This window comes from Clostridium sartagoforme AAU1 (assembly GCF_000401215.1).
GTDB classification, from domain to species: domain Bacteria; phylum Bacillota; class Clostridia; order Clostridiales; family Clostridiaceae; genus Clostridium; species Clostridium sartagoforme.
In genome coordinates this window covers 25,052-50,631 of record NZ_ASRV01000047.1, presented here as the reverse complement: position 1 = coordinate 50,631, position 25,580 = coordinate 25,052, and the positions used below count along the sequence as shown (strand labels likewise).

Below are 25,580 nucleotides of genomic sequence, written 5' to 3'. Positions count from 1 at the left end.
GCTAACTTGTAGGCATTGGGGAACTGAAACTTTAAGAAGCATGTTTATAGTGGATAGTAAACCAAGAAATTTAAATGGATTAGCTATATTGGATTGGTTAAAAAGCAATAGTGAAGAGTATAAACAAGGTAAACAGTTTGCTAGGGATTTAGAAGTAAGCTCTAATTTAAGTGATTTAAAATCTATAAATGCTTGGCATGATAGCTTTTATAATATAGTTTCTGATTTGAAAGAACTTTATGGGTGTGAGATTAAAAAAGAAGAATTTAAGGTTGAATTGGTTGACTATGTAGGAAGTAAAATACCTAAATATAAAGTTGAATATGGGAAAAACTTAATTTCTAATGAAGCTGAAGAAGATTTAACAATTACTAAAGGAGTATTAGCTAAAGGTTATGATAAGCTTTATGCCGACAATATTATCTATAGTGGAAAGTTATCAACTAATATTAATATGTTAGGGGAAACAGTTGAGAAAGTATATCCAGTAAGAGTAAAAGAAGAAGGCAAAGAAAATGATGAAGGTTATACATATTACAATACCGAGGAAGAAGCAAAGGCAGAATTAGAAAGACTCGCTAGATTAGAATTTACAGTAAATAAAATTGATGAACCTAAAATGACTTTTGATACTAAGTTTTTAGAATTATCTACAGTAGAAGAACATAAGGATGATACTAAAGTATGGTTAAGCATAGGTGATAAGATTGCCACATATATTCCTAAATTCAATATAGATATAGAAACTAGAATTATTGAGATGGAAGTTGATGTATTAGCTGATGAAGTAACTAATATTACTTTAAGTAATAATGATATCAAAGATTTAAAACCGCCTACATTAAATAGCATTAAGAAAGAAATTGAAAAACTACCTACAGTAGAAGATGTTATACTAACTGCCAAAAAAGAGTCTATAAATACTGTAATGGATGGATTTGGTGGTTATAGTCATTATGCTAAAAATTTCACTGCTTGGACAGATGAAACTGACATAAAACAAGCTAGAAAAGGAATAGTAGCCAACAAGCATGGAATAATGTTTTTTAGGAATGGTATTAATATAGAAACTGGTGAAGCTAATGATGTTACTTTAATTATGGATATCAACGGGAATTTTAATTGTAGTATTTTAAATAGTGGGGAAATTAATGCTGCATTAATTAAAACAGGAATTATAAGAGGATTTAATGATAATCTGATAATAAATCTTAATGCTGGAGAAGTAACATTTAGAAAAGGTAAATTAGAAGGTAATAATGCTTTAATAGATATAACTAATGGGAATATATATACAAAAGCAAATGGAAATAAAGCACTAGAGTTTGTTGGACGTACTATAAATTTTTATGATTGGGAAGGAACAACAAGGACATCCCCAGTTGGATTTATTTATAGTTCAAGAAGGAATGGTGATGCTAATAAAACAGGATTGGGAATTGCTAATGGCATTAACTCATACTTTTCCATAGGCTATGACGAGAGTGAAAGTACAAACATTAATAGATCCTACGTTGATTTTGACTATTATGGAGTTACCGGAAATCCTAAACCAATAACTTTTTTTGAAGGGGTTAAGTTTTGGCAAAATATAAATCTAGAAGGTTCTAAAATATTAGGTGGAGAGTTATCAAGTCCAAACGGTCAACTCGGATTCTATGCCTTAAATGGTGGTACGTACATTAGTGGTAAAACTACTGTAATTGGTGATTTTTCTGTTGTTGGAAATAAAAACTGTATTCAACCTACACAAAAATATGGCAATAGATTATTTTACTCAACAGAAGATACAGAATCTTATTTGACAGATACTTGTTCTGAATTAATGACTGTATCTAAAACAGAAACAGGAATATTTGAAAGAGTTATACTAATAGATACCATATTTAAAGAGTGTGCAAACTTAGAGAACAATTATATTATAGACATTCATAAAATAGGTTGGGGAGATTTTAAGATAAAAGACCAAACTAAAGATTACTTCATAGTAGAGAGTGATAGGGAAGATTTCACTTTTAAATACACAATTAAGGCAAAGAGAAAAGGATATGAGAATCTAAGACTAGAAAAATTTAGCCAAGAAATTTAAAGTAAAGGAAGGTGAAGTGTATTGATTCAATTGGATACATTTATAAGTAATGTTGGGTTTCCAATAACAGTAGCTTGTGCATTAGCATATATTTTGTGGCAAATGTGGAGCACAATAAGAGCAACTTGTAATCAACTTACAAATGCGAACGCTGAACTAGTAAAGACTAATTCTGAGCTTGTAGCTTCTATTAATAATAAAATTGATGGAGTTGGAGTTAAAATAGACAAGTTAGTTGAAGAATTAAAATAATACATAATAAGGAAATAAGGTTAGATGTAAAAAGTCTAGCCTTTTTTGCATATATAAAGGAAGGAATTTTTTGGGGGGGATGTAAATGGATTATAAAAAGGACAAGAAAATAATTGAGAGTTTAAGAAAGGTATTAAAAACCAGTAAAAAATATTAGAAAATTAGAATACATAATATATAATATAATTAATTGTTTGGAGGATGATTATATGGATTTAAAGAAAGTAGTGGCTTATTGTAGAGTTAGTACAGATAAACTAGACCAAGAAAACAGTTTTCAAAATCAGAAGTCTTATTTTGAAGCTGAATTAAATGAGGAAAATGGATATGAATTAATAGATATTTTTGCAGATAAAGGATTGTCTGGCACAAAGTTTTCTAATAGAAAAGAGTTTAATAGAATGTTAGTTATGGCTGGATTAGATATAGACATAGTTAATGGAAAAAGTATATATACAGCTAGTAGGAATAAAGAAAGTAAGTTTAGTTATATTTATGTAACCAATACAAGTAGATTTGCAAGAAATGTTGAAGTTGTTTCCATAATAAGAGCATTAAAAGAAAAAGGTGTTTATGTTGTATTTAAGGATTTATCTAAATCTACAGAAAAGCCAGAGGATGAAACTTTATTGAATATATTCTTTACTATGGATGAACAAGAAAGTAGAGATAAATCAATAAAAGTTTCAAATGGATACAAAAGAAGTGCTATGAGAACTGATAAGATTCATACAAATGGGAATCTATACGGATATAAATTTATAGAGAGTGAGAACAGATTAGAGATAATAGAGGCAGAAGCTAAAGTAGTAAGATTAATATTTGACCTATGCATTGAAGGTTATGGAAATAGAGTTATACAAAGGATATTAACGGAGAAAGGAATATTAACTAGAAATGAAAAAGCTTTTGCAGTTAGTACAATTAATAATATACTGAGAAATGTTAAGTATTGTGGAATATCAAATCGGTTAACATACTCAGCCCCTAAATTATTTGAAAGCAATAAGATAAGTAGAAATAAAGAAGAGGATATAATTTATAAGGATAGTGATAGAATTCCAGCAATTATTTCAAAAGAAATATTCAATGAAGCGAAAGAGTTAAGAGCAAGAAGGTTAGGGGAAAATAAAGGTATAGGAAAATATTCAGGTAAATCTGTTTATTCAAATAAAATAGTTTGTGATAAATGTGGTTCGAATTATATATCAAACATGGATGATGGAAGAAGGTTTTTTAACTGTTGTAATAAAAAGCGTTTTGGAGTAAATAAATGTGACAACAAAAATATATCTTTAAGCAAATTAGAAATGATTTTAGATGAGTATATAAAAAATTTCTACATATATATATGTAATAAATTTAAAGATATAAAAATCAGATTGATAACAAAATTGAAGAGTATAATGGTGCTATTTTAGAAGAAGATATTGAAATAAAAAGGATAATATATTTAAAAGGATAAATATATTAAATGAGGATAATAAAAAATTACTAAATTTATATATGGATAGCAGTTTACCTAAAGAAATATTTGAGGAAAAGCAACAAGAAATTCTAACGAAGAAAGATGAGTTAGATAAAGAGTTAGATAATCTCAATAATGGAATTTCAGAGTTCGTACTTATAAGAGATGAATTAATTAATTTGCGAAAAGAAATAAATAACCAAATTTTAAAAAGTAAAAATATAAATAAAGAGAAGTTTATCAATATAATAGAATCAATTCGTATAAATAATGATGAAATAAACATAATTACTTCATTAGAAGTGTTAATAGAGGAAATCATTATTCTAATAAGTGAATAAAACATAATTCACATGTCTATAATTATCATATCAATTAAATAAAATCCTTGATTTTGTATTTAAATATATTACTTTATGGGTCGCCAGGGTCAGGGAAAACAATGCTTGCTAAAGCACTGCCATCTATCCTACCTCCTCTAACATATAAAGAAGAAATAGAAATTGCTAAAATATATAGTGCATCTGGTATATTTTCAGGGGATGAGGGAGTTATTAGACCTTTTAGAAATCCGCATCATACAATAACCAAAATAGCTTTAGTTGGAGGAGGAAAAGAAATAAAAGCAGGAGAAATAACTTTAGCCCATAATGGAATATTATTTTTAGATGAAATATTAGAATTTAAAAGGGATGTTTTAGAAGTTTTAAGAGAGCCTTTAGAAGAAAAGGTGATAAATATAAATAGAATTAATGGGACATATAAGCTTCCATCTAATTTTTTGCTTGTAGGGGCCTTTAATCCATGCCCATGTGGTTTATTTTTAAATGGAATTGATGAAAATAGGTGTACTTGTTCAGAAAGTGATAGAAAAAGATACTTAAATAGATTATCTAGAGCTTTATTAGATCGAATAGATTTGTTGAATTATGTTCCACGTTTAAAATATGAAGATATTTCTAAAAGAAAAGATAGTTTAAGTTCGGAAAAAATGAAGGAAAGAGTGCTAAAAGCAAGAGAAATACAAAGAGATAGGTATAAAAAAAGTGAGTATAATTATAATTCGGAGGTAAAAGGCAGGGATATAGAAAATTTATTTAATTTATCAGAAGAATCAAAAAAAGTACTAAAAATACACTATGAAAAACTAAATTTAACTATGAGAGGATATGATAAAATTATAAAAGTTTCACGAACTATAGCTGATTTAGAAGGGTCAGAAAAAATTCAAGATTATCATATTTTTGAAGCTTTAGGATATAGAAAAAATGTGGATGGAGAAATAGTTTAGTATGAGGGTGGTTACCATGAAAAATGATGAAATATGGTTTATTTTAACCAATATATCCAATGAAAAGAAAAATACACTATTGCAAGAATATGAAAATGAGAGTAACATTAGGAAATATAAAAACAATATTAAAGAATTACAAAAGATAAAAGATAAAGTAATTTCAGAGGATATGATTAAAGATTTTATTAATTACATGAATAATAATGGAATAGGATATATTACAATTAAGTCAAAAGACTATCCAGAAAGTTTAAAAAATAGCATAGATCCTCCATATGTATTGTTTTATAAAGGAAATATAGATTTATTAAAAGGAAAATTGGGAGCTGTAGTAGGTGCTAGAAAATGTACTCAATACGGTATGGAAGTAGCTAAGATTATAGGAAGAGAATTAAGTGAAAATAACGTAACGGTTGTAAGTGGATTAGCATCGGGAATAGATTCAGCTGCACAAAGAAGTTCATTAGAATTTAGAGGTAAAACAATAGGCATATTAGGTTGTGGAATAGATGTTATATATCCTAAAAGTAATAGATATCTTTATGAAAAGGTTATAAGGGAAGGATTATTACTTTCAGAATTTTTACCTAATACACCACCTATGCCGTATAATTTTCCAAGAAGAAATAGAATAATAAGTGGAATAAGTGAAAAAGTAATAATAGTAGAAGCAACTAAAAAAAGTGGATCATTAATAACAGTTGATTATGCATTAGAAATGGGAAAAGATATAATGGCTGTTCCGGGACCTATTATAAATGGTAATAGTGAAGGGTGTAATAAATTAATAAGAGATGGAGCAAGACCATTTACTGAACTACAGGATTTATATGATTTTTTTAATATAAAAAAAGAAAACAATGAAAAAACGGTAAAAAATGGTTTGAAAAGTTGCTTGTTAAATGTTATAAATAATGAACCGAAGCATTTGGATGATATAATAGAATCGGTAAATGTTGACAGAAAGGTATTGTTTGAGTTATTATTTGAAATGCAAAACAGAAATGAAATAATTTGCCTTCCTGGCAATTATTATGCAAAATCATTATGAATTTAAGGGGGTGTAGACTCCATAAAATTTACTGGAGTTTTTATGTATGGGACAAAATCTTGTAATAGTAGAATCACCTGCAAAGGCTAAGACTATAGGAAAATATCTTGGTAAGAATTATATAGTAGAAGCATCCATGGGGCATGTGAGAGATTTGCCAAAAAGTAAGCTAGGCGTTGATATAGAAGATAATTTTAATCCGAAATATATAACAATAAGAGGAAAAGGCGATCTTATAACTAAGCTTAAGAAAGCTGCTAAAAAAGTTGATAAAGTATATCTTGCAACTGACCCTGATCGTGAGGGAGAAGCAATATCATGGCATTTAGCTAATATATTAAATATTTCAGAAGATGAAAAATGTAGAATAGTTTTCAATGAAATAACAAAAAAAGCAGTAAAATCATCAATAAAAGAGGCTAGAAAAATAAATATCAACTTAGTAGATGCACAACAAGCTAGAAGAGTATTGGATAGGTTAGTTGGTTATGAAATAAGCCCAATCTTGTGGAAAAATATAAAATGGGGATTAAGTGCTGGAAGAGTTCAATCAGCAGCCTTAAAGCTTATTTGTGATAGAGAAGAGGAAATTAATAAATTTGAGCCTAAGGAATATTGGACTGTTGACTGTGTAGCAACTAAAGATAGAAAAAAGTTTCCTATAAAATTAGTTCAGTATAAAAACAAGAAAATTGAGATAAATACTAAAGAAGAAAGCGATAAGATAATAGAAGAACTAAAAAAAGACAAATTTATAGTTACTAAAGTAAAAAAAGGTACTAAGGCGAAAAATCCATTACCTCCCTTTACAACTAGTACACTTCAACAAGAAGCATCAAAAAAACTAAATTTTATGACTAAAAGAACTATGTCAATAGCTCAAGTATTATATGAAGGAGTAGAAGTTAAGGGTTATGGTACAGTTGGGTTAATAACTTATATGAGAACTGATTCAGTAAGAATTTCTGATGAGGCACAAGGTAAAGCGTTAGAATTTATTAATTTAAATTATGGAAAGGACTATGCACCAAAGTCACCTAGAATATATAAAGGAAAGAAAAATATTCAAGATGCTCATGAAGCAATAAGACCATCAATAATTGAAATAACGCCGGAAATTGCAAAAAATTCTTTAACATCAGAACAGTTTAAATTATATTCTTTAATATGGAATAGATTTATGGCGAGCCAAATGGCTTCATGTGAATTAAACACTAATAGTATAGAAATTAGAAACGGTGATTATAAATTCAAAGCAAGCGGATCCACAATAAAATTTGATGGATTTATGAAGTTGTATGAATATGCAACTGAAGAAGATAATGAGGATGTTTTATTACCTAAGTTAGAAGAAAATGATGATTTAAATAAAGTTGACATAGAAGGAAAACAACATTTTACTCAACCACCAGCACGATATAGTGAAGCTTCGTTTGTAAAGTTATTAGAAGAAAAAGGCATAGGAAGACCAAGTACTTATGTGCCGACAATAACTACATTATTAAGTAGAGATTATGTTAAGAGAGAAAAGAAAAACTTAATTCCAACTGAGCTTGGATTTATAGTTAATAATATGCTTAGTGAATATTTTAAACAAATAGTAGATGTAGATTTTACAGCAGAAATGGAAAAGAACTTAGATCACATAGAAGAAGGCGAAGAAGAGTGGAGAAAAGTTGTAGCAGAATTTTTCCAACCATTAAAAGTAGCAATAGATAAAGCTGAAAAAGAAGTTTCTAAAGTTGTTATAGAAGATAAGGTAAGTGATGTTCCTTGTGATAAATGTGGTCGAATGATGGTTATAAAACGTGGGAGATATGGAAATTTCTTAGCATGTCCTGGATATCCAGAATGTAAAAATGCCAAACCTATTGTGGAAGAAATTGAAGCTCCTTGTCCAAAATGTGGTGGGAAGATTCTAGCAAAGAAAAGTAAAAAGGGGAAAAAATTTTTTGGATGTTCTAATTATCCACAATGTGACTTCGTAAGTTGGAACGAACCATTAAAAGATAAATGCCCAGATTGTAGTTCTTATATGGTTTTGAAATATAGTAAAACTAAGGGAAATTATGCTCAGTGTTCAAATTCTGATTGTAATAAAGTTATTATAATAAATAAAGAAAATAATGAAAATAAGGAATAGAAATCAATTACAAATTAATAAAATATTAAAATAAATGCTTTTTCAACAGAAATGTCGAAAATAGCAAGAAATTTGTTGAAAATAGAAATCTTCTATGATAGTATAAATAAGTAATAAAGATATTTTGAGAAAATTTTAAAAATTTTAAATTTTCAAAAAATTTATTATTGTATTTATAGGAGGAAGATGGGATGTCGTCATTATTAAACAAAACAAGAATGTTGAATAAAATATTACAAAAATCCGGTACAGATCCTGTAGCTTTTGAAGATATATGCGCATTATTAAGTGAAGTTTTATTATGTAATGTTTATGTAACAAGTAGGAAAGGTAAAATACTTGGATATGCATTTTCGAAAAATTTTGAATGTGATGTTATGAAAAATCAAGTCATAGATGAAAAGAGATTTCCAAAAGATTATAACGATAATTTACTAAATATTCATGAAAGTATTGCTAATTTAGCAAATAAAGGTCTATGTGTATTTGAAGATCAAGGAAATTGTATTATGAAAGATAAAATAACTACAATAGTTCCTATAATAGGTAATAGAGAAAGATTAGGTACTTTAATGCTTGCAAGATTTGGAGAGAAATTTACAGATGAAGATTTAGTATTAGCTGAATATAGTGCCACTATAGTTGGCATGGAAATACTAAGATCTAAACAAGTTGAAATAGAAGAAGAAGCAAGAAAAAAAGCAGTAGTACAATTAGCAATAGGAACTTTATCATATTCAGAACTAGAAGCTGTAGAGCATATTTTTGGAGAGCTAGAAGGAAATGAAGGATTACTAGTTGCATCTAAGATAGCTGATAAAGTTGGAATAACAAGAAGTGTTATAGTTAATGCACTTAGAAAATTTGAAAGTGCAGGGGTAATAGAGTCTAGATCACTTGGGATGAAGGGAACACATATAAAAATCTTAAATGAAAAGCTATTAGACGAATTAAAAAAGATAAATTAACATAAAATAAAAGCGTCAATTACTAATGTAATATGGCGCTTTTAAATTTTAAAAAATATATTTTGAAATTGAAAGAATTTATAAAACAAATAGAATATAAAAACTATAAAAATGTTTTATATTATCCATAAAAATTTGAATATTAGAAAAAATGTAAAACTATAAAAATTTACATTTAATGATTTTTAAATGAAAAAAATCTTGCCACTATAATTAGGTTATGTTATACTAACAAAGGTAAATAAATACACACATTATCAGATTTATAGAGATGGTGCCTTATTTTGAGGAAACTTTATAAGAAGATAATGGAGGAAATAACCAGGAGGTAGAAAAATGTCAGTTATATCAATGAAACAATTATTAGAAGCAGGTGTACACTTTGGACACCAAACAAGAAGATGGAACCCTAAGATGGCTCCTTATATATTCACAGAAAGAAATGGAATATATATAATAGATCTTCAAAAAACAGTTAAAAAAGTAGATGAAGCTTATAACTTTATAAAAGAAGTTGCAACAGAAGGAAAAGATATCTTATTTGTAGGAACTAAGAAACAAGCTCAAGAAGCTATCGAAGAAGAAGCAATAAGATCAAATATGCACTTTGTTAATAGCAGATGGTTAGGTGGTATGTTAACAAACTTCAAAACTATCAAAACTAGAATTAATAGATTAGAAGCTTTAAAGACTATGGAAGAAGATGGAACTTTTGAAGTTTTACCTAAGAAAGAAGTTATAAAATTAAAAGGCGAAATGGAAAAGCTAGAAAAGAACTTAGGTGGAATTAAGAACTTAGATGCTACTAATATAGGCGCTATATTTGTAGTTGACCCAAGAAAAGAAAAGAATGCTATTTCAGAAGCTAAGATTTTAGGAATACCAGTAGTAGGTATAGTTGATACTAACTGTGATCCAGAAGAAGTTGATTACGTAATTCCAGGAAATGATGATGCAATAAGAGCTGTTAAATTAATAACTGCAAAAATTGCTGATGGTATAATCGAAGGAAGACAAGGCGAACAATTAGCTGAATAATAAAATTAAAGGTAGGTGAGAATTCTCATTTACCTTTTAACCTAAATAATAAGGTTTACATTAAGTTAGGAGGAATTTACATTATGATAACTGCTCAATCAGTTAAAGAATTAAGAGAAAAAACTGGTGCAGGAATGATGGACTGCAAAAAAGCTTTAACAGAATCTCAAGGAGATATGGAAAAAGCTATTGAAATATTAAGAGAAAAAGGTTTGGCTGCTGCTGCTAAGAAAGCAGGAAGAGTTGCTGCTGAAGGTATAGTTAAAACTTACATATCAGAAGACAAAAAAACAGCAGGTATAGTTGAATTAAACTGTGAAACAGACTTTGTTGCTGCTAATGAAGAATTTGTGAATTTCGCAAATAGATTAGCAGAAATGGCATCAACAACTTCTACTACAACTTTAGAAGGATTTGTTGCTGAAAAATTTGATGCTGAAAATACAGTTTCAGAAGCACTAACTGCATTAATAGCTAAGTTAGGTGAAAACATGACTGTAAGAAGATTTGAAAAATTTGTTGTAGCAAATGGTGTAGTTGAAAGCTACATTCACGGTGGCGGAAGAATTGGTGTTGTTGTTGAATTAGGATGCGATGCTGATAATACTGCTGTTTTAAGTGAAGTTGCAAAAGATGTTTGTATGCAAGTAGCTGCTGCAAATCCAACATTCTTAAGTAGAGAATACGTAGATACAGACTCTTTAGAAAAAGAAAAAGAAATCTACAGAGTTCAAGCTTTAAATGAAGGAAAACCAGAAAACATAGTAGAAAAAATGGTAATGGGAAGAATTCAAAAATACTATAAAGAAGTATGTCTTTTAGATCAAGCATGGGTAAAAGATGGAGATAAGAGTATAAGCAAGTACCTTCAAGAAAAATCAAAGGAAGTTGGTTCTCCAATAACTATAAACAAATTTGTAAGATTCGAAAGAGGAGAAGGTATCGAAAAAGCAGAAGATAACTTCGCTGAAGAAGTAGCTAAGATGACTAAGTAATACAAAGGAGGACACATAGGTGTTCTCTTTTTTAGGAAATAGTCAAATAATATATGGAGGTACTAAGAATGGAAAAAAGCAAATATAAGAGAGTAATACTAAAGGTTTCGGGGGAAGCTTTAGCAGGAGTAAATGGATTTGGATTTGATTTTGATATAGTAAAAAGAATTACTTTAGAAGTAAAAGATTTAGTTGAAATGGGAGTAGAAGTTGGATTAGTTGTAGGTGGAGGAAATATCTGGAGAGGAAGAAGTGGAGAGGGCATGGATAGGTCACAAGCAGACCATATGGGTATGCTAGCTACATGTATAAATGCACTAGCTCTTCAAGATTCACTTGAACAAAATGGAGTTATGACGAGAGTACAAACAGCTATAGAAATGAAAGAAATTGCCGAGCCATTTATAAGAAGAAGAGCTGTAAGACATTTAGAAAAAGGTAGAGTAGTAATATTTGCAGCAGGAACAGGAAATCCATACTTCTCAACTGATACTACAGCAGCTTTAAGAGCAGCAGAAATAGAAGCTGATGTTATACTTCTAGCTAAAAAAGTTGATGGAGTTTATGATAAAGATCCATATAAGTATTCAGATGCTAAAAAATATGATAAACTTAATTATATAGAAGTACTTGAAAAAGGATTACAAGTAATGGATTCAACTGCAACTTCTTTATGTATGGATAACAATATTCCAATCTTAGTATTTGGATTAGATGAGCCAGGAAATATAAAAAAAGCTATTTCTGGTGAAAAAATAGGAACTTTAGTTTCATCTAAAAAATAGGAGGTTTTTATGATTAAGGATATTATTCAAAAAGCAGAAGAGAAAATGAAGAAAACTATTTCTGTATTAAAATCAGATCTTTCGACAATGAGAGCCGGAAGAGCCAACCCAACTATGCTTGATAGAATTCACATTGATTATTATGGCAGTCAATGTCCGCTAAATCAAGTGGCTAATATATCAGCTCCAGAACCAAGGGTTTTAGTGATTTCACCTTGGGAAAGAAGTTTAATAAAAGAAATAGAAAAAGCTATTCTTATATCAGACTTAGGAATTAATCCATCCAATGATGGAAGTGTGATTAGATTAGTTGTTCCAGAGTTAACAGAAGAAACAAGAAAAAATCTTGTTAAAAATGTTAAGAAAACTGGCGAAGAAGCAAAAGTTGCTTTAAGATCAATAAGAAGAGAAGCTAATGATAAAATTAAAGTGTTAAAGAAAGATGGAGAGATCACTGAAGATGAACTTAAAAATTCAGAAGAAAAAGTTCAAAAAATAATAGATTCTTTCGTTAAAGAAGTAGATACAATAATTTTGGCAAAAGAAAAAGAGATTATGTCAATTTAAAACCTGCCTTTAGCAGGTTTTTTCCATATTAGAAGTGGCGGAGGGAATAAAAATATGTTAGATATTTTTAAAACTAATAAAAGTAGAAAGAATAAAGAACAAATAGTTTTAGATAAAGAAAATATACCTAAACATATAGCTATAATTATGGATGGAAACGGAAGATGGGCTAAGCAAAGAAATCTTCCAAGAACTATGGGACATAAAGCAGGAGTGGAAACTATAAGAAAGGTAATAAAGGAATCTAATAAGTTAGGGATAAAATATTTAACTTTATATGCATTTTCAACTGAGAATTGGAAGAGACCAAATGATGAAGTTTCGGCTCTTATGAAACTACTAGTTGAGTATTTGAAAAATGAGTTAGAAGAGTTAAATAAAAATCAAGTTGTTATAAATATTTTAGGTGATATTGATAAGTTGCCTAGTGATGCTCAAAGAGAAATAAAAAAAGCCATTGTGACAACTAAAGATAATATTGGAATTTCTTTAAATATAGCTTTCAATTATGGTGGAAGGGATGAAATATTAAGGGCGGTTAATTTGGTATTAGAAGAAGTTAAAAAGGGAAATATAAATGAAGATAGCATAAGCGAAGATATATTTGAAAAATATTTATATACTTATAATATACCAGACCCGGATTTGATAATAAGACCATCAGGGGAACAAAGAATTAGTAATTTTTTATTATGGCAATGTGCTTATTCAGAATTTTGGTATTCTAATGTATGCTGGCCTGATTTTAAAGAAGAACACTTACATAAAGCCATATATGATTATCAGCACAGAGATAGACGATATGGTGGAGTATAGTAGTTGAGGTGGAGTAATGAAGTTAAATAGTAGATATTTAGGAGCCGCTATGATAGCGCCATTTATATTGTTTATTTTTTTAGGCGGAATATGGCTTAAGGCTTTTACAATAGTGATTTCAATATTTGGATTATATGAATTTTACAATGCTTTAAAAGAAAAAAAATTTAACCCAATATCTATAGGAGGATATGCACTTTTAATTATTTTTTATTTAAGAGGAAATAATTTTGAAGAAGCTATGTATATTTTAATATTATCAACTATTTTATTATTAATAATACCAGTTGTAAATTTAAAATATAATTTTATTGATGTTTCACTAACTTTATTAGGATTCTTATATGTAGCAATATTATTTAGTTTTATTCCGATAGTTAATAATAAAGTTGGAGGACAATACTTAGTTTGGTTAATTTTCCTTGGGTCTTGGATTGCAGATACTACAGCCTATTATTGTGGAAAGTATTTAGGAAAAAGAAAGTTATGTCCAGAGATTAGCCCTAAAAAAACAATTGCAGGATCGGTAGGGGGATTTTTAGGAAGTACTATTGGATGTGGAATTTATGGTATAATAATAGGAATTAATGTACCAGAAGTTCAAACAATCCATTTCTTCTTAATAGGTGGATTATGTGGCATAATGGGGCAACTTGGAGATTTAGTAGCATCATCTGTAAAAAGATATGTTGGAATAAAGGATTATAGTAATTTAATACCTGGTCATGGTGGAATTTTAGATAGATTTGACTCAATATTATTTAATGCGGTAGTAGTCTTTTATTACTTAACCTTTATTGTAGGAATTTAGAAGAACATAAGTATAAAATGGAATTTAATATATTAGCTAAAAATAAGGTAGAGAAACTTCTCTACCTTATTTTTAAATAAATATACTTATATAAATAGATAAAAGGTATGTATTATTATTATAATTAATATAATCATAGTATGAAATAATTAGGAGTAGTGCTATGAAATTATATGAAAATTACAATAAAATAATAAACTTAGTTATTACATTTATTATTGTTTCTGTAATAACTATTTTAATAAAAAACTATTTTCAACCTTTTTTAATAATATTAATAATGATATTAATAACTCAACCAATATATAAATTTTTCTTAAAAATTAATATACCAAAATCAATATGTGCGATTTTAAGTTTGCTTATAGTAAACTTAGGAATATTCATGATAGTATTTTATTTCGGCAATACAATATTGGAAATGTTCTATAAATTTTATAGAAATAATATGAAAGAGGTAGATGCTTTCATTACTAATATGAAAGTACTTTTAAACTTCGATTTAAATAAAATTTTGCAAACATTAAGTGGTTTTCTTAATAGTAATATGATTATGCAAGGTGCTATAGTTACAGGGGGCGGAATCGTATCATATTTTATAGCAAATATAGTAGATTATTTTATATTAGTAGATAAAAATAAGATTTATGATTTATTAAAAAATTTATTTCCTAATGAAATAATAATTAATTTTTCTAAAAAATAAAAAATTTAAAAGAAGTATTCAAAGTTGAACTTAAATTGATAATATTAAGTGCATGTATAATAATTTTAGGTTTTAAGGTGCTTCAAATACATAATAGTATTTTTTTAGGAATTTTATGTGCCGTTTTAGATATACTTCCTTTTGTTGGGACAACAATTGTTTTTATACCAATTATAATATACAATATTGTAATGAAGAGATATTTATTAGTATTTGGATTAATTGCATTATATTTATTAGAGCGTTTGACAAGAGAAATACTTGAAGCTAAATTTTTAAGTAATAAATTAGCCATTCATCCTTTAATAGTAATAATATCGATTTATGTAGGGGTAAAAATGTTTGGGTTTATTGGTATAATATCAGGACCAATTTATAGCATAATTGCAAAAGATATGATTTACGGCAGTTAAATACTGAGTACTTAGGAGGTAAATATGAGAAAAATTTCAATTTTAGGAGCTACAGGCTCTATAGGCACACAAACTTTAGAAGTAATAAGAAACTCAAATAAAGAAATAAAACTTATAGGAGTAAGTGCTAATTCTTCTGTTGAAAAGATTAAGGAAATAATAAATGAATTTAGTCCTAAATACGTAGCTATGATGGATGAAGAAAGTTATAAATCAATTAAAGATTATTGTTCAGTAAATAAGTTAATGATAGAAGTTTTCTCAGGCATAGAAGGACTTGAGAAAATTGCATCCTTAGATGAAATAGATATGGTTGTGACTTCTGTTGTAGGAATGATTGGTTTAAGACCGACAATGAAAGCTATTGAAGCTAAAAAAGATATAGCTTTAGCAAATAAGGAAACTTTAGTAGTGGCTGGAGAACTTGTTATAAATAAAGCAAAAGAGATGGGAGTTGATATACTTCCAGTAGATTCAGAACATAGTGCTATATTCCAAGCATTAAATGGGTATACTGAAAAGGATGTGAGCAAAATTATTCTAACAGCATCTGGAGGGCCTTTTAGAGGAAAGGATACTGAATATTTAAAAAGTGTTAGCGTTAAAGAGGCGCTTAAGCATCCAAAGTGGAATATGGGGCAAAAGATATCTATTGATTCAGCAACACTTATGAACAAAGGTCTTGAAGTTATTGAAGCACATTTTTTATTCAATTGTCCATATGAAAATATAGAAGTTGTAGTTCACCCTCAAAGTATAATTCATTCTATGGTAGAATATAAAGATGCAAGTGTGGTTGCTCAATTAGGCTCAACAGATATGAAGTTACCAATTCAATATGCAATTAATAAAAAAGAAAGAAAACATGCTATAGCAGAAAAACTTAATTTCTATGAAATTGGAACGCTAACTTTTGAGAAACCTGATTTGGAAACTTTTAAATGCTTGAAACTTGCTTATAAAGTTGGAAAAGAAGGTGGCTTAGCTCCATGTATATTAAATGGTGCTAACGAAGAAGCTGTAGCTTTATTACTAGAAGAGAAAATAAAATTTTTACAAGTTTCAGAAATAATTGAAGAATCTTTAGAATACTTTAAAGAGGAAAAATTAAAAAAAGTCACTCTAGAAAATGTAATTGAGTTAGATAAAAAAGTAAGAGAGTATATAAGGTTAAAATGGAGTTAGGAGGAGAGAGAGATTGTATATAATATACGCGTTATTAGGGTTTAGTTTACTTATAATAGTTCATGAACTTGGTCATTTTACTATGGCAAAGTTAAATAAAATAAAGGTTGAAGAATTTGCTATTGGAATGGGCCCGAAAATATTTTCAACTCAAGGAAAAGAAACAAAATATTCAATAGGTTTGTTTCCTATTGGAGGATATGTTAAAATGATGGGGGAAGAAGAAGAAGTTCAAGATGAAAGAAGTTTTTCTTCAAAGTCACCTCTTAGAAGGATAAGTGTAATTATAGCAGGAGCAACGATGAACTTTTTGTTTGCTATAATAATATTTACGGTGTTTTTAAATAAATTTGGTTATAGTTTACCGACAGTAAAAAATTTATCTGAAAATATGCCTGCTATAGAAGCTGGATTACAAAAAGGTGATGAATTTTTAAAAGTTAATGGAAGTAAGGTTTTTTCAGCTGATGACCTAACAATAGGTATAAATTTGGCTAAAGATAAGCCAATTAACTTTTTAATAGAAAGAAATGGGGAGAAAAAAGAAATTACTGTTGTTCCTAAACTAGTAAAGGAAAGCGATAGAGAAAGATATATGATAGGCTTTGAATTTCAAAGAATAGAAAAACCGGGAATTGTTCAAAGTTTTAAACAAAGTTTTAAGGAAACAGCATCTGTAGTAAATCAAACCTATAAAGGTCTAAAAATGATGATTACAGGAAATGTAAACTTTAAGACTGATGTAGGGGGACCGGTATCTATAATTAGAATGTCAAGTGAAGCCGCAAAAAATGGTATATGGAATCTTATGTATTTTGTAGCTTTCATAAGTATAAACTTAGCTGTATTTAATATGCTACCATTCCCAGCATTAGATGGTGGTTGGACTGTAATATTATTAATAGAGCTTATTACAAGAAGAAAAGTTCCAGATAAGGTAGTTGGGGCAATGAACTACGTTGGATTAATGCTACTTTTTGGACTTATGATAGTAGTTACAATAAAGGATATATTATTCCCTATACAAATTTAGGAGAGGAAATAAAATGGAAAGAAAAAAAACAAGAAAAGTTAAAGTTGGAAGTTGTTATATAGGAGGTGATGCTCCTGTATCTATTCAATCAATGACTAATACAGATACAAGAGATGCAGAAGCAACGCTAAAACAAATAGATTATTTATATAAAGCAGGATGCGAGATAATAAGATGTGCAGTTCCTGATATGAAAGCTGCGGAAGCTCTAAGAGATATATGTGAAAATTCACCTATCCCTGTAGTTGCTGATATACACTTTGACTATAAATTAGCTTTGGCGGCTATTGAAAATGGAGTATCTGCTTTAAGAATCAATCCAGGCAATATAGGAAGTATAGAAAAAGTTAAGATAGTTGCAGAAGCTGCAAAAGCTAAAAGTTTACCAATTAGAATTGGCGTAAATTCAGGTTCTTTAGAAAAGGATATATTAGAAAGAGACGGGAAACCAACTGCAAAGGGATTAGTAGAGTCAGCTTTAAGACATGTTAAAATATTAGAAGAATTAAATTTTTATGATATAGTTATATCTATAAAATCATCAGATGTTGTAATGATGATAGAAGCTTATAGATTAATGAGCGAAAGTTGTAATTATCCTCTTCATTTAGGAGTAACTGAATCAGGAACACCTTTTAGAGGAACTATAAAATCAAGTATAGGACTTGGCACACTTTTAGCTGAAGGTATAGGGGATACAGTTAGAGTATCTTTAACTAGTGATCCTATTGAAGAAATAAAAGTAGCTAAAGAAATATTAAAAGCTTTAAAATTAAGAGAAAGTGGCTTACAATTTATATCTTGCCCTACTTGTGGTAGAACTCAAATAAACCTTATTAAAATAGCACAAGAAGTTGAGAAAAAGTTAGAAAGTATAAATAAAAATATTAAAGTTGCTGTAATGGGATGTGCTGTTAATGGACCAGGAGAAGCAAGAGAAGCAGATATTGGAATTGCAGGTGGAAGAGGAGAAGGCTTAATCTTCAAAAAAGGTATAATTGTGAAAAAGGTTAAAGAAGAAGATTTAATTGAAGAATTAATGAAAGAAATAGAAAATATGTAATTAAAATAATTGACAATGAGTAATGAAAAATTAAGTTTAAATAAATGCTTAGTTAACATTAACATTGTCAATTATTTCGTTGAATTTTAATTGGTAAATATTAAATTATCTGTTATCAATTAAACATTATCCATTACTAATTATTGATTGTATAGGAGGTGTTGTTTATTTGAGTGAAAATGCTTTAAAACTTATAAAAAAGGAAATTAATAAAAATGAATCCTTAGAAGATAAAGAAATAAATATAGTAAGATTCCAATTTTTGAAAAAAAGTAATCTTCTTAAAGTGGTATTACGAGGAAAAGATGGACTAAATAATGAAGAAGAAGCTGATGTAAAGAAAGCTATTAAAAAAACCTTAGGAATAGAAATAGATATAGAGGTATTATTTTATAGAGATATATCTACCCTAACGATAGAAGAAATAATTGAAAAGCATTGGTCTGAAGTAATAGAAGGCATTATGCAAAGAATTCCTCTGTCAAAAGTTGTTTTAACTAAAGGCTTAAAGACTACAAAAGGAAATATTTTAACTATAAAAAGTGGGTATGAAAAAATAAATGAACATTTAAATATTAAAGAAGTTCCTAAACAAATTGCTCTTAATATTGAAAATATTTTTGGAGTTAAAAGTAAAGTAACTTTAGAATATGATAGCAGCTTAGAAGTAGAAAGCAATTATAATGAAAAAATTAAAAAAGAAAAAGAAGTTTTAAAAGAAATATTTAGTGGAAGAAATATTTCAGCACAATCTACCAATAAACAAAATGAAGAAAAACAAAATGCTAAACCTAAGAAAACTTATGAAAAAAGAGAATTCAAAAGAGAACCTAAAAGTGAAAATAGCATTTTAGGGAGAAGTATAAGTCAAGAAGCTATTTCAATAAAGGAAATTGATGAAACTTCTGGAGTTGTTGCTGTTATAGGTGAAGTTTTTAAGACAGATATAGTTGAAACGAAAACAGGCAAAATAATTCTTACCTTCTTTGTTACAGACTATACAAGCTCAATAACTGTAAAATGCTTTTTAAAGCCACAAGAAACTGAAGAAGTATTAGATAATGTTAAAAAAGGACTTTACTGTAAAGTAAGAGGAGAAGCCATTTATGATACTTATGCAAGAGAAGTAGTAATAATGGGAAGAGATATTTTAAAAATGGGCAAAATAGAGAGAATGGATGGATCTGAAGAAAAGAGAGTTGAGCTTCATTGTCATACGGCTATGAGTGCTATGGATGGAATTACATCAGCTACAAAATTAATAGAAAGAGCGGCTAAGTGGGGGCATAAAGCTATTGCAATAACAGATCATGGTGTCGTTCAAGCTTTTCCAGATGCTCAAATTGCAGCTAAAAAAAATAAGATTAAAGTATTATATGGTGTAGAAGGATATCTAGTTAATGATGGAATACCTATAGCATTAAATGATAAGGGACAAAGTTTTGATGATACATATGTAGTATTTGATATAGAAACTACAGGATTTTCATCTAAAAATGATAAAATAATTGAAATAGGTGCTGTAAAAATTAAAGGAAAAGAAGTAATAGATACCTTTAGTGAATTTATATATCCTAAATGTAGAATTCCGTATAATATAACAGAACTTACAGGAATAACAGATGAAATGGTAAAAGATGCAGACCCTATAGAAGTTGTTTTACCTAAATTCATGGAATTTATAAAGGATTCGGCTGTTGTAGCTCATAATGCTGCTTTTGATACAGGATTTATAAAAAAGAACTGCAATGATTTAGGTCTTGAGTTTAATTCTACTATAGTTGATACAGTTCCGCTTGCAAGATTTTTATATCCAGAATTAAAAAGAGTTAAGTTAAATTTAGTAGCAAAACATTTAGGAGTTTCACTACAAAATCACCATAGAGCAGTAGATGATGCAAAGGCGACAGCAGAAATTTTTTTAATATCAATAAAGAAAATGATAGAAGAGTTAAATATTAATAAACTTAATGACTTGAATAAAGAATTCTTAGAAAAATGGATATTAAGAAAGAAAAAACATATCATATAATAATCTTTGCTAAAACTCAAGAAGGGATGAAAAATCTTTATAAACTTGTGTCAGAAGCACATATAGATAATTTTCATAAAAATCCAAGAATTCGAAAAAGTAAGCTTATGGAAATGAGAGAAGGCCTTATTATAGGTTCTGCTTGTGAGGCTGGTGAAGTATATAGAGCAGTTTTAGATGGTAAGTCAGATGAAGAGTTAAAAGATATAATGAGATTTTATGATTACCTAGAAATTCAGCCTATAGGAAATAATGCATATCTTATTGCAAAAGGAAATGTAAAAGATGAAAATGAATTAAGAACACTAAATACTAAAATATATAATTTGGGAAAAGAATTAAATAAGCCTGTTGTTGCAACTGGAGATGTTCATTTTTTAGAACCACAAGATGAAGTTTTTAGAAGAATAATAATGGCAGGACAAGGATTTTCAGATTCGGATAATCAACCACCTTTATATTTGAAAACAACCGAAGAGATGCTAAAAGAATTTTCATATTTAGGGGAAAATGGGGCAAAAGAAGTTGTCATAACCAATCCAGGAGAAATTGCTGATTCAATAGATGTTTTAAAGCCAATACCAGATGAAACATATCCACCTAAAATTGAAGGTGCAGATGAAGAAATAAGGGAAATGACAATGAAAAAAGTACATTCAATATATGGAGATCCCTTACCTGAAATAGTTCAAAAAAGATTAGATAAGGAATTGAATTCTATTATAAGTAATGGATATGCAGTTCTTTACCTAATAGCTCAAAAATTAGTGGCAAAATCTTTGGCAGATGGATATTTGGTTGGTTCAAGAGGGTCGGTAGGCTCATCTTTTGTTGCTACGATGTCAAATATAACAGAGGTTAATGGATTACCTCCACATTATGTTTGTCCTAGCTGTAAAAATTCTGAATTTTTCTTAGATGGTTCTGTTAGTTCAGGAGCTGATTTAGAAGATAAGGATTGTCCTAAATGTGGAGTTAAATATATAAAGGATGGTCATGATATACCTTTTGAAACCTTTTTAGGTTTTGAAGGGGATAAAGAGCCGGATATAGATCTTAACTTTTCGGGTGATAACCAAGGAGAAATTCATAAATATACAGAAGTTCTATTTGGAAAGGGATATGTTTTTAAAGCAGGAACAATAGGCACAGTTGCTGAAAAAACAGCTTATGGATATGTAAGAAAATATCTTGATGAGAGAGGAATACGAACTTCAACTGCTGAAATTGAACGATTGACTATTGGCTGTACAGGAATAAAAAGAACAACAGGACAACATCCAGGTGGTATTATGGTTGTTCCAAGTGATAATGAAATTTATAATTTTACACCAATACAACGCCCTGCAGACGATCCAACTTCAGATGTTACAACTACTCATTTTGATTATCATTCTATATCAGGTAGATTACTTAAGCTTGATATACTTGGGCATGACGATCCTACCATGATTAGGATGCTTCAAGATTTAACAGGAGTTGATCCCAAAACCATACCATTAAATGATAAAAAGGTTATTTCATTATTTACTTCTCCAGATGCATTAGGAGTAACTAAGGAAGAATTAGGCTGTGAAGTTGGTAGTTATGGACTTCCGGAATTTGGAACGAAATTTGTTAGAGGGATGCTTGTTGATACTCAACCTAAGAGTTTTGCCGATTTAGTTAGAATATCTGGACTTTCACATGGAACAGATGTATGGCTTAATAATGCACAATACTTTATTAAAGAAGGATATACAACTCTTAAAGATTGTATATCTACAAGAGACGATATCATGGTTTATTTAATGTATGCAGGAGTTCCACCTAAAATGGCCTTTACTATAATGGAAAGTGTAAGAAAAGGTAAAGGGCTAACGGAAGAGTTTGAGAAAACAATGAAAGAAAATAATGTTCCTGATTGGTATATAGAATCATGTAAAAGAATTAAGTATATGTTCCCTAAAGGGCATGCAGTTGCTTATGTTATGATGGCTGTAAGAATAGCATATTTTAAAGTGTATTATCCAGAAGCTTATTATGCTACATATTTTACTGTAAGGGCGGATGATTTTGATGCAGAGCTTATTTGTAAAGGTCCAGGGGCTATAAAAGCAAAATTAGATGAGCTTTATGAACTAGGAAATAAGATTACTGCAAAAGATAAGGGATTAATTACTGTACTTGAGCTTTCTTATGAGCTTTATGCAAGAGGGCTAAATTTTTTGAAAGTAGATTTATATATATCGGAAGCAACAAAATTTACAATTGAAAAGGATGGAATAAGACCTCCTATTAGTGCGCTTCAGGGAGTTGGAGAAAATGCTGCAAAAAGTATAGTTGAAGCTAGAAAACAAGGTGAATTTATATCTAAAGAAGATTTAAGAATAAGGTCAAAGGTTTCGAAGACGGTAATAGAAACTTTAAGCAACCATGGGTGTCTTGAGGGAATGTCAGAAACAAATCAATTATCATTATTTTAAAATAAGTATAAAAACAATATATATGGGGCAAGTAATAAATATAAGAAAAGTAATAATTTATTGCTACCCCTTGTATTATTTAGGAAATTATGATAGGATAATTAAAGAAGTAATTTACTAATAGCTAGAAAATGTGAGTGGGAGTGATAAATGCCCGCTTTTTCTATTTAATTGCAACTAAAATAGTTGCTTTTTTTATAGGGAGTTAAGAGTTTAGTAAATCTTTAAAATTAAAACTGAATATAGCAAAGGAGGGGTAATATGAAAGTTGATGCATTATTGGAAACTATTGATCAATTAGTAAGACCTATAGCAGAAGAATTAAAGTATGAGATTTATCACATTGAATATGTAAAAGAAAATGGAGAATATTATTTAAGAATATATATAGATAAAGATGGTGGTATAACTTTATCTGACTGTGAAGCTTTATCAAGAAGAGTAAGCGATGTCATGGATGAAAAAGATCCAATAAAAGAAGCATATTTTCTAGAAGTATCATCACCAGGATTAAATAGAGGATTATTTACAGATGATCATTTTAAAAAACAAATAGAAAAAGAAATAATGGTTAGATTTACAAAATCATTAGATGGAAGAAAAAATGTAAAGGGCATATTAAAAGAAGTAAATGATGATTCGATTGTAGTTGAAGCTGACAAATTAGTTACAATTCCAAAGGATAAAATAAAATCAGCCAATTTAGAAGGGGAAATATAATAAGGAGGATATTAAAATGAACCAAGAGTTTATAAGTGCTCTTAAAGAAATTGTTAAAGATAAGGGGATTAGCGAAGATTTAATTTTTACTACTATAGAGGATGCTTTAGTTGCAGCATATAAAAAAAATTACGCTAGTCCGACAACTTCAGCACAAAATGTTAAAGTAAGTATAAATAGAGAAACAGGAGAAATTCATGTATATGCTCAAAAGGTTGTAGTTGAAGACGTATATGATGATGTAACTGAAATAAGTTTAGAAGATGCTAAGGACGTAAGTGTAAGATATGATCTTGATGATATAGTTGATTTAGAAGTTACTCCAAAGAATTTTGGAAGAGTAGCAGCTCAACTTGCTAAAGGTGTAGTAACTCAAAGAATAAGAGAAGCAGAAAGAAACATAGTATATTCAGAATATAAGGAATTAGAATATGATATAATTACCGGAACTGTACTAAGAAAAGACAAAGGTAATGTATTTGTAAATCTTGGGAGAATAGAAACTTCTATTGGACCAAACGAACAAATTCCAGGTGAAGAATATAAATTTAACGAAAGAGTAAAGCTATATGTTGTAGAAGTTAAAAATGGCTCAAAAGGAGCTCAAATATTAGTTTCAAGAACTCATCCTGGATTAGTGAAAAGACTTTTTGAATTAGAAGTACCTGAAATATACGAAGGTGTTGTAGAAATAAAGAGTATATCAAGAGAAGCTGGATCAAGAAGTAAAATAGCAGTTTATTCAAATGATGAAAATGTAGATCCAATGGGTTCATGTGTTGGCCCAAAAGGAGTTAGAGTTCAAAATATAGTAAATGAGCTTAAAGGCGAAAAAATAGATATAATAAAATGGAGCAAAAATCCAGAAGAATTTATAGCAGCTTCATTAAGTCCTGCCAAAGTTTTAGAAGTTGTAGCTTTTGAAGATTCAAAATCTGCGAAAGTTGTGGTAGATGATAATCAATTATCATTAGCTATAGGAAAAGAAGGGCAAAATGTTAGGCTTGCAGCAAAATTAACTAACTGGAAAATAGATATTAAAAGTAAATCTCAAGCAGAAGCATTAAAAGCAGAAGAAAATTTAGAGTAAGGGGAGGATTTTTATGAAGGTAAAGAAAATTCCTTTAAGAATGTGCACAGGATGCATGGAAATGAAACCTAAAAAAGAACTTATAAGGGTTGTAAAAAGCCCGGAAAATGAAGTTTCAGTTGATTTGACTGGAAAGAAATCAGGCAGAGGTGCATATATCTGCAAAGATAAAGAATGCTTAGAAAAAGCTTTTAAAACTAAAAGGTTGTCAAGAAACTTAGATATAGCTATAAATGAGGCTATATATAATAGATTAAGGGAAGAAATAGGAAATGAATAAATTTTTTAATTTTCTAGGATTAGCAAAGAGATCAGGAAATTTAGTTGAAGGGTATAGTAAATGCGATGAACAAAGAAATAGAAAAAACATTTTTTTGTTTATAATATCTAACGATGCATCTGATAGTACCAGAAAAAAGTTTAAAAACCATTGTATAGCAAAAAATATAAGGCTAATAGAGGATTTTTCAAAGGAAGAATTAGGTTTTTCAATTGGAAGAGAAGAAGTGAAGATAATAGCTGTAACAGATGAAAATATGGCAAAAAAACTTTATACCCTTTACGAAGAGGAAAAAGTTAAAATTTAACCGGGGGTG

General features: G+C 29.0%; 22 protein-coding genes and 2 pseudogenes. All 24 read left to right on the top strand.

Annotated elements, in window-relative coordinates; genetic code table 11:
- Positions 1-2,089: pseudogene (locus A500_RS04210) on the top strand (phage tail protein); the annotation flags it as partial.
- 21 nt (positions 2,090-2,110) lie between these two features.
- Complete coding sequence (locus tag A500_RS04205) at positions 2,111-2,341, top strand: hypothetical protein (RefSeq protein ID WP_016206347.1); 231 nt, start codon at positions 2,111-2,113, stop codon at positions 2,339-2,341.
- A 209-nt stretch (positions 2,342-2,550) separates the two neighbouring features.
- Positions 2,551-3,762 carry a recombinase family protein gene (locus A500_RS04200; RefSeq protein WP_016206346.1) on the top strand — a complete coding sequence of 404 codons (1,212 nt, stop codon included), beginning with the start codon at positions 2,551-2,553 and terminating at the stop codon, positions 3,760-3,762.
- 85 nt (positions 3,763-3,847) lie between these two features.
- Positions 3,848-4,150: a hypothetical protein gene (locus A500_RS04195; protein ID WP_016206345.1), complete on the top strand. Its 303-nt coding sequence runs from the start codon at positions 3,848-3,850 to the stop codon at positions 4,148-4,150.
- Between the two features lie 47 nt (positions 4,151-4,197).
- Positions 4,198-5,100: an ATP-binding protein gene (locus tag A500_RS04190; protein ID WP_083935665.1), complete on the top strand. Its 903-nt coding sequence runs from the start codon at positions 4,198-4,200 to the stop codon at positions 5,098-5,100.
- Between the two features lie 16 nt (positions 5,101-5,116).
- The gene (gene dprA / locus A500_RS04185) at positions 5,117-6,154 is read left to right on the top strand and encodes a DNA-processing protein DprA (protein WP_016206343.1); all 1,038 of its coding nucleotides are present in this window, start codon (positions 5,117-5,119) and stop codon (positions 6,152-6,154) included.
- 46 nt (positions 6,155-6,200) lie between these two features.
- Positions 6,201-8,297 carry a type I DNA topoisomerase gene (gene topA, locus A500_RS04180; protein ID WP_016206342.1) on the top strand — a complete coding sequence of 699 codons (2,097 nt, stop codon included), beginning with the start codon at positions 6,201-6,203 and terminating at the stop codon, positions 8,295-8,297.
- Positions 8,298-8,488: 191 nt separating this feature from the next.
- Positions 8,489-9,265: a GTP-sensing pleiotropic transcriptional regulator CodY gene (gene codY, locus A500_RS04175; protein ID WP_016206341.1), complete on the top strand. Its 777-nt coding sequence runs from the start codon at positions 8,489-8,491 to the stop codon at positions 9,263-9,265.
- Positions 9,266-9,601: 336 nt separating this feature from the next.
- A complete protein-coding gene (gene rpsB / locus A500_RS04170; protein WP_016206340.1) occupies positions 9,602-10,303 on the top strand; it encodes a 30S ribosomal protein S2 in 702 nt (233 codons plus the stop codon).
- Positions 10,304-10,386: 83 nt separating this feature from the next.
- Entirely contained in the window at positions 10,387-11,298 is a 912-nt protein-coding gene (gene tsf, locus A500_RS04165; RefSeq protein ID WP_016206339.1) for a translation elongation factor Ts, read from the top strand.
- Positions 11,299-11,366: 68 nt separating this feature from the next.
- Positions 11,367-12,083, top strand: coding sequence for a UMP kinase (pyrH, locus tag A500_RS04160; RefSeq protein ID WP_016206338.1), 717 nt, complete (start codon positions 11,367-11,369; stop codon positions 12,081-12,083).
- A gap of 9 nt (positions 12,084-12,092) precedes the next feature.
- Positions 12,093-12,650 carry a ribosome recycling factor gene (gene frr / locus A500_RS04155; protein ID WP_016206337.1) on the top strand — a complete coding sequence of 186 codons (558 nt, stop codon included), beginning with the start codon at positions 12,093-12,095 and terminating at the stop codon, positions 12,648-12,650.
- A gap of 54 nt (positions 12,651-12,704) precedes the next feature.
- On the top strand, positions 12,705-13,466 hold the full coding sequence (locus tag A500_RS04150) for an isoprenyl transferase (RefSeq protein WP_016206336.1): 762 nt from the start codon (positions 12,705-12,707) through the stop codon (positions 13,464-13,466).
- A gap of 16 nt (positions 13,467-13,482) precedes the next feature.
- Positions 13,483-14,277: a phosphatidate cytidylyltransferase gene (locus A500_RS04145; protein WP_016206335.1), complete on the top strand. Its 795-nt coding sequence runs from the start codon at positions 13,483-13,485 to the stop codon at positions 14,275-14,277.
- A 163-nt stretch (positions 14,278-14,440) separates the two neighbouring features.
- Complete coding sequence (locus tag A500_RS19360; RefSeq protein WP_051993121.1) at positions 14,441-14,983, top strand: AI-2E family transporter; 543 nt, start codon at positions 14,441-14,443, stop codon at positions 14,981-14,983.
- A 35-nt stretch (positions 14,984-15,018) separates the two neighbouring features.
- On the top strand, positions 15,019-15,396 hold the full coding sequence (locus tag A500_RS19355) for an AI-2E family transporter (protein WP_051993120.1): 378 nt from the start codon (positions 15,019-15,021) through the stop codon (positions 15,394-15,396).
- Positions 15,397-15,420: 24 nt separating this feature from the next.
- Complete coding sequence (dxr, locus tag A500_RS04135; protein ID WP_016206334.1) at positions 15,421-16,581, top strand: 1-deoxy-D-xylulose-5-phosphate reductoisomerase; 1,161 nt, start codon at positions 15,421-15,423, stop codon at positions 16,579-16,581.
- Positions 16,582-16,594: 13 nt separating this feature from the next.
- Positions 16,595-17,614, top strand: a complete 1,020-nt coding sequence (gene rseP, locus A500_RS04130; protein WP_016206333.1) for an RIP metalloprotease RseP — start codon at positions 16,595-16,597, stop codon at positions 17,612-17,614.
- A gap of 13 nt (positions 17,615-17,627) precedes the next feature.
- Complete coding sequence (gene ispG, locus A500_RS04125; RefSeq protein ID WP_016206332.1) at positions 17,628-18,677, top strand: flavodoxin-dependent (E)-4-hydroxy-3-methylbut-2-enyl-diphosphate synthase; 1,050 nt, start codon at positions 17,628-17,630, stop codon at positions 18,675-18,677.
- A gap of 169 nt (positions 18,678-18,846) precedes the next feature.
- Positions 18,847-23,174 (top strand): annotated as a pseudogene (locus A500_RS04120) (PolC-type DNA polymerase III).
- A 261-nt stretch (positions 23,175-23,435) separates the two neighbouring features.
- Entirely contained in the window at positions 23,436-23,894 is a 459-nt protein-coding gene (gene rimP / locus A500_RS04115; RefSeq protein ID WP_016206331.1) for a ribosome maturation factor RimP, read from the top strand.
- A 16-nt stretch (positions 23,895-23,910) separates the two neighbouring features.
- Positions 23,911-24,984 carry a transcription termination factor NusA gene (nusA, locus tag A500_RS04110; protein ID WP_016206330.1) on the top strand — a complete coding sequence of 358 codons (1,074 nt, stop codon included), beginning with the start codon at positions 23,911-23,913 and terminating at the stop codon, positions 24,982-24,984.
- A gap of 13 nt (positions 24,985-24,997) precedes the next feature.
- On the top strand, positions 24,998-25,264 hold the full coding sequence (gene rnpM / locus A500_RS04105; protein ID WP_016206329.1) for an RNase P modulator RnpM: 267 nt from the start codon (positions 24,998-25,000) through the stop codon (positions 25,262-25,264).
- The gene (locus A500_RS04100) at positions 25,257-25,571 is read left to right on the top strand and encodes a 50S ribosomal protein L7ae-like protein (RefSeq protein ID WP_016206328.1); all 315 of its coding nucleotides are present in this window, start codon (positions 25,257-25,259) and stop codon (positions 25,569-25,571) included. Before rnpM ends, A500_RS04100 begins: the two co-directional genes overlap by 8 nt.
- Positions 25,572-25,580: the final 9 nt, after the last annotated feature.

Coding starts and splice junctions, on each gene's coding strand:
- A500_RS04200 (WP_016206346.1), top strand. CDS start 2,551: ATGGATTTAAAGAAAGTAGTGGCTTATTGTAGAGTTAGTACAGATAAA.
- A500_RS04195 (WP_016206345.1), top strand. CDS start 3,848: ATGGATAGCAGTTTACCTAAAGAAATATTTGAGGAAAAGCAACAAGAA.
- dprA (WP_016206343.1), top strand. CDS start 5,117: ATGAAAAATGATGAAATATGGTTTATTTTAACCAATATATCCAATGAA.
- topA (WP_016206342.1), top strand. CDS start 6,201: ATGGGACAAAATCTTGTAATAGTAGAATCACCTGCAAAGGCTAAGACT.
- codY (WP_016206341.1), top strand. CDS start 8,489: ATGTCGTCATTATTAAACAAAACAAGAATGTTGAATAAAATATTACAA.
- rpsB (WP_016206340.1), top strand. CDS start 9,602: ATGTCAGTTATATCAATGAAACAATTATTAGAAGCAGGTGTACACTTT.
- tsf (WP_016206339.1), top strand. CDS start 10,387: ATGATAACTGCTCAATCAGTTAAAGAATTAAGAGAAAAAACTGGTGCA.
- pyrH (WP_016206338.1), top strand. CDS start 11,367: ATGGAAAAAAGCAAATATAAGAGAGTAATACTAAAGGTTTCGGGGGAA.
- frr (WP_016206337.1), top strand. CDS start 12,093: ATGATTAAGGATATTATTCAAAAAGCAGAAGAGAAAATGAAGAAAACT.
- A500_RS04150 (WP_016206336.1), top strand. CDS start 12,705: ATGTTAGATATTTTTAAAACTAATAAAAGTAGAAAGAATAAAGAACAA.
- A500_RS04145 (WP_016206335.1), top strand. CDS start 13,483: ATGAAGTTAAATAGTAGATATTTAGGAGCCGCTATGATAGCGCCATTT.
- A500_RS19360 (WP_051993121.1), top strand. CDS start 14,441: ATGAAATTATATGAAAATTACAATAAAATAATAAACTTAGTTATTACA.
- dxr (WP_016206334.1), top strand. CDS start 15,421: ATGAGAAAAATTTCAATTTTAGGAGCTACAGGCTCTATAGGCACACAA.
- ispG (WP_016206332.1), top strand. CDS start 17,628: ATGGAAAGAAAAAAAACAAGAAAAGTTAAAGTTGGAAGTTGTTATATA.
- rimP (WP_016206331.1), top strand. CDS start 23,436: ATGAAAGTTGATGCATTATTGGAAACTATTGATCAATTAGTAAGACCT.
- nusA (WP_016206330.1), top strand. CDS start 23,911: ATGAACCAAGAGTTTATAAGTGCTCTTAAAGAAATTGTTAAAGATAAG.
- rnpM (WP_016206329.1), top strand. CDS start 24,998: ATGAAGGTAAAGAAAATTCCTTTAAGAATGTGCACAGGATGCATGGAA.
- A500_RS04100 (WP_016206328.1), top strand. CDS start 25,257: ATGAATAAATTTTTTAATTTTCTAGGATTAGCAAAGAGATCAGGAAAT.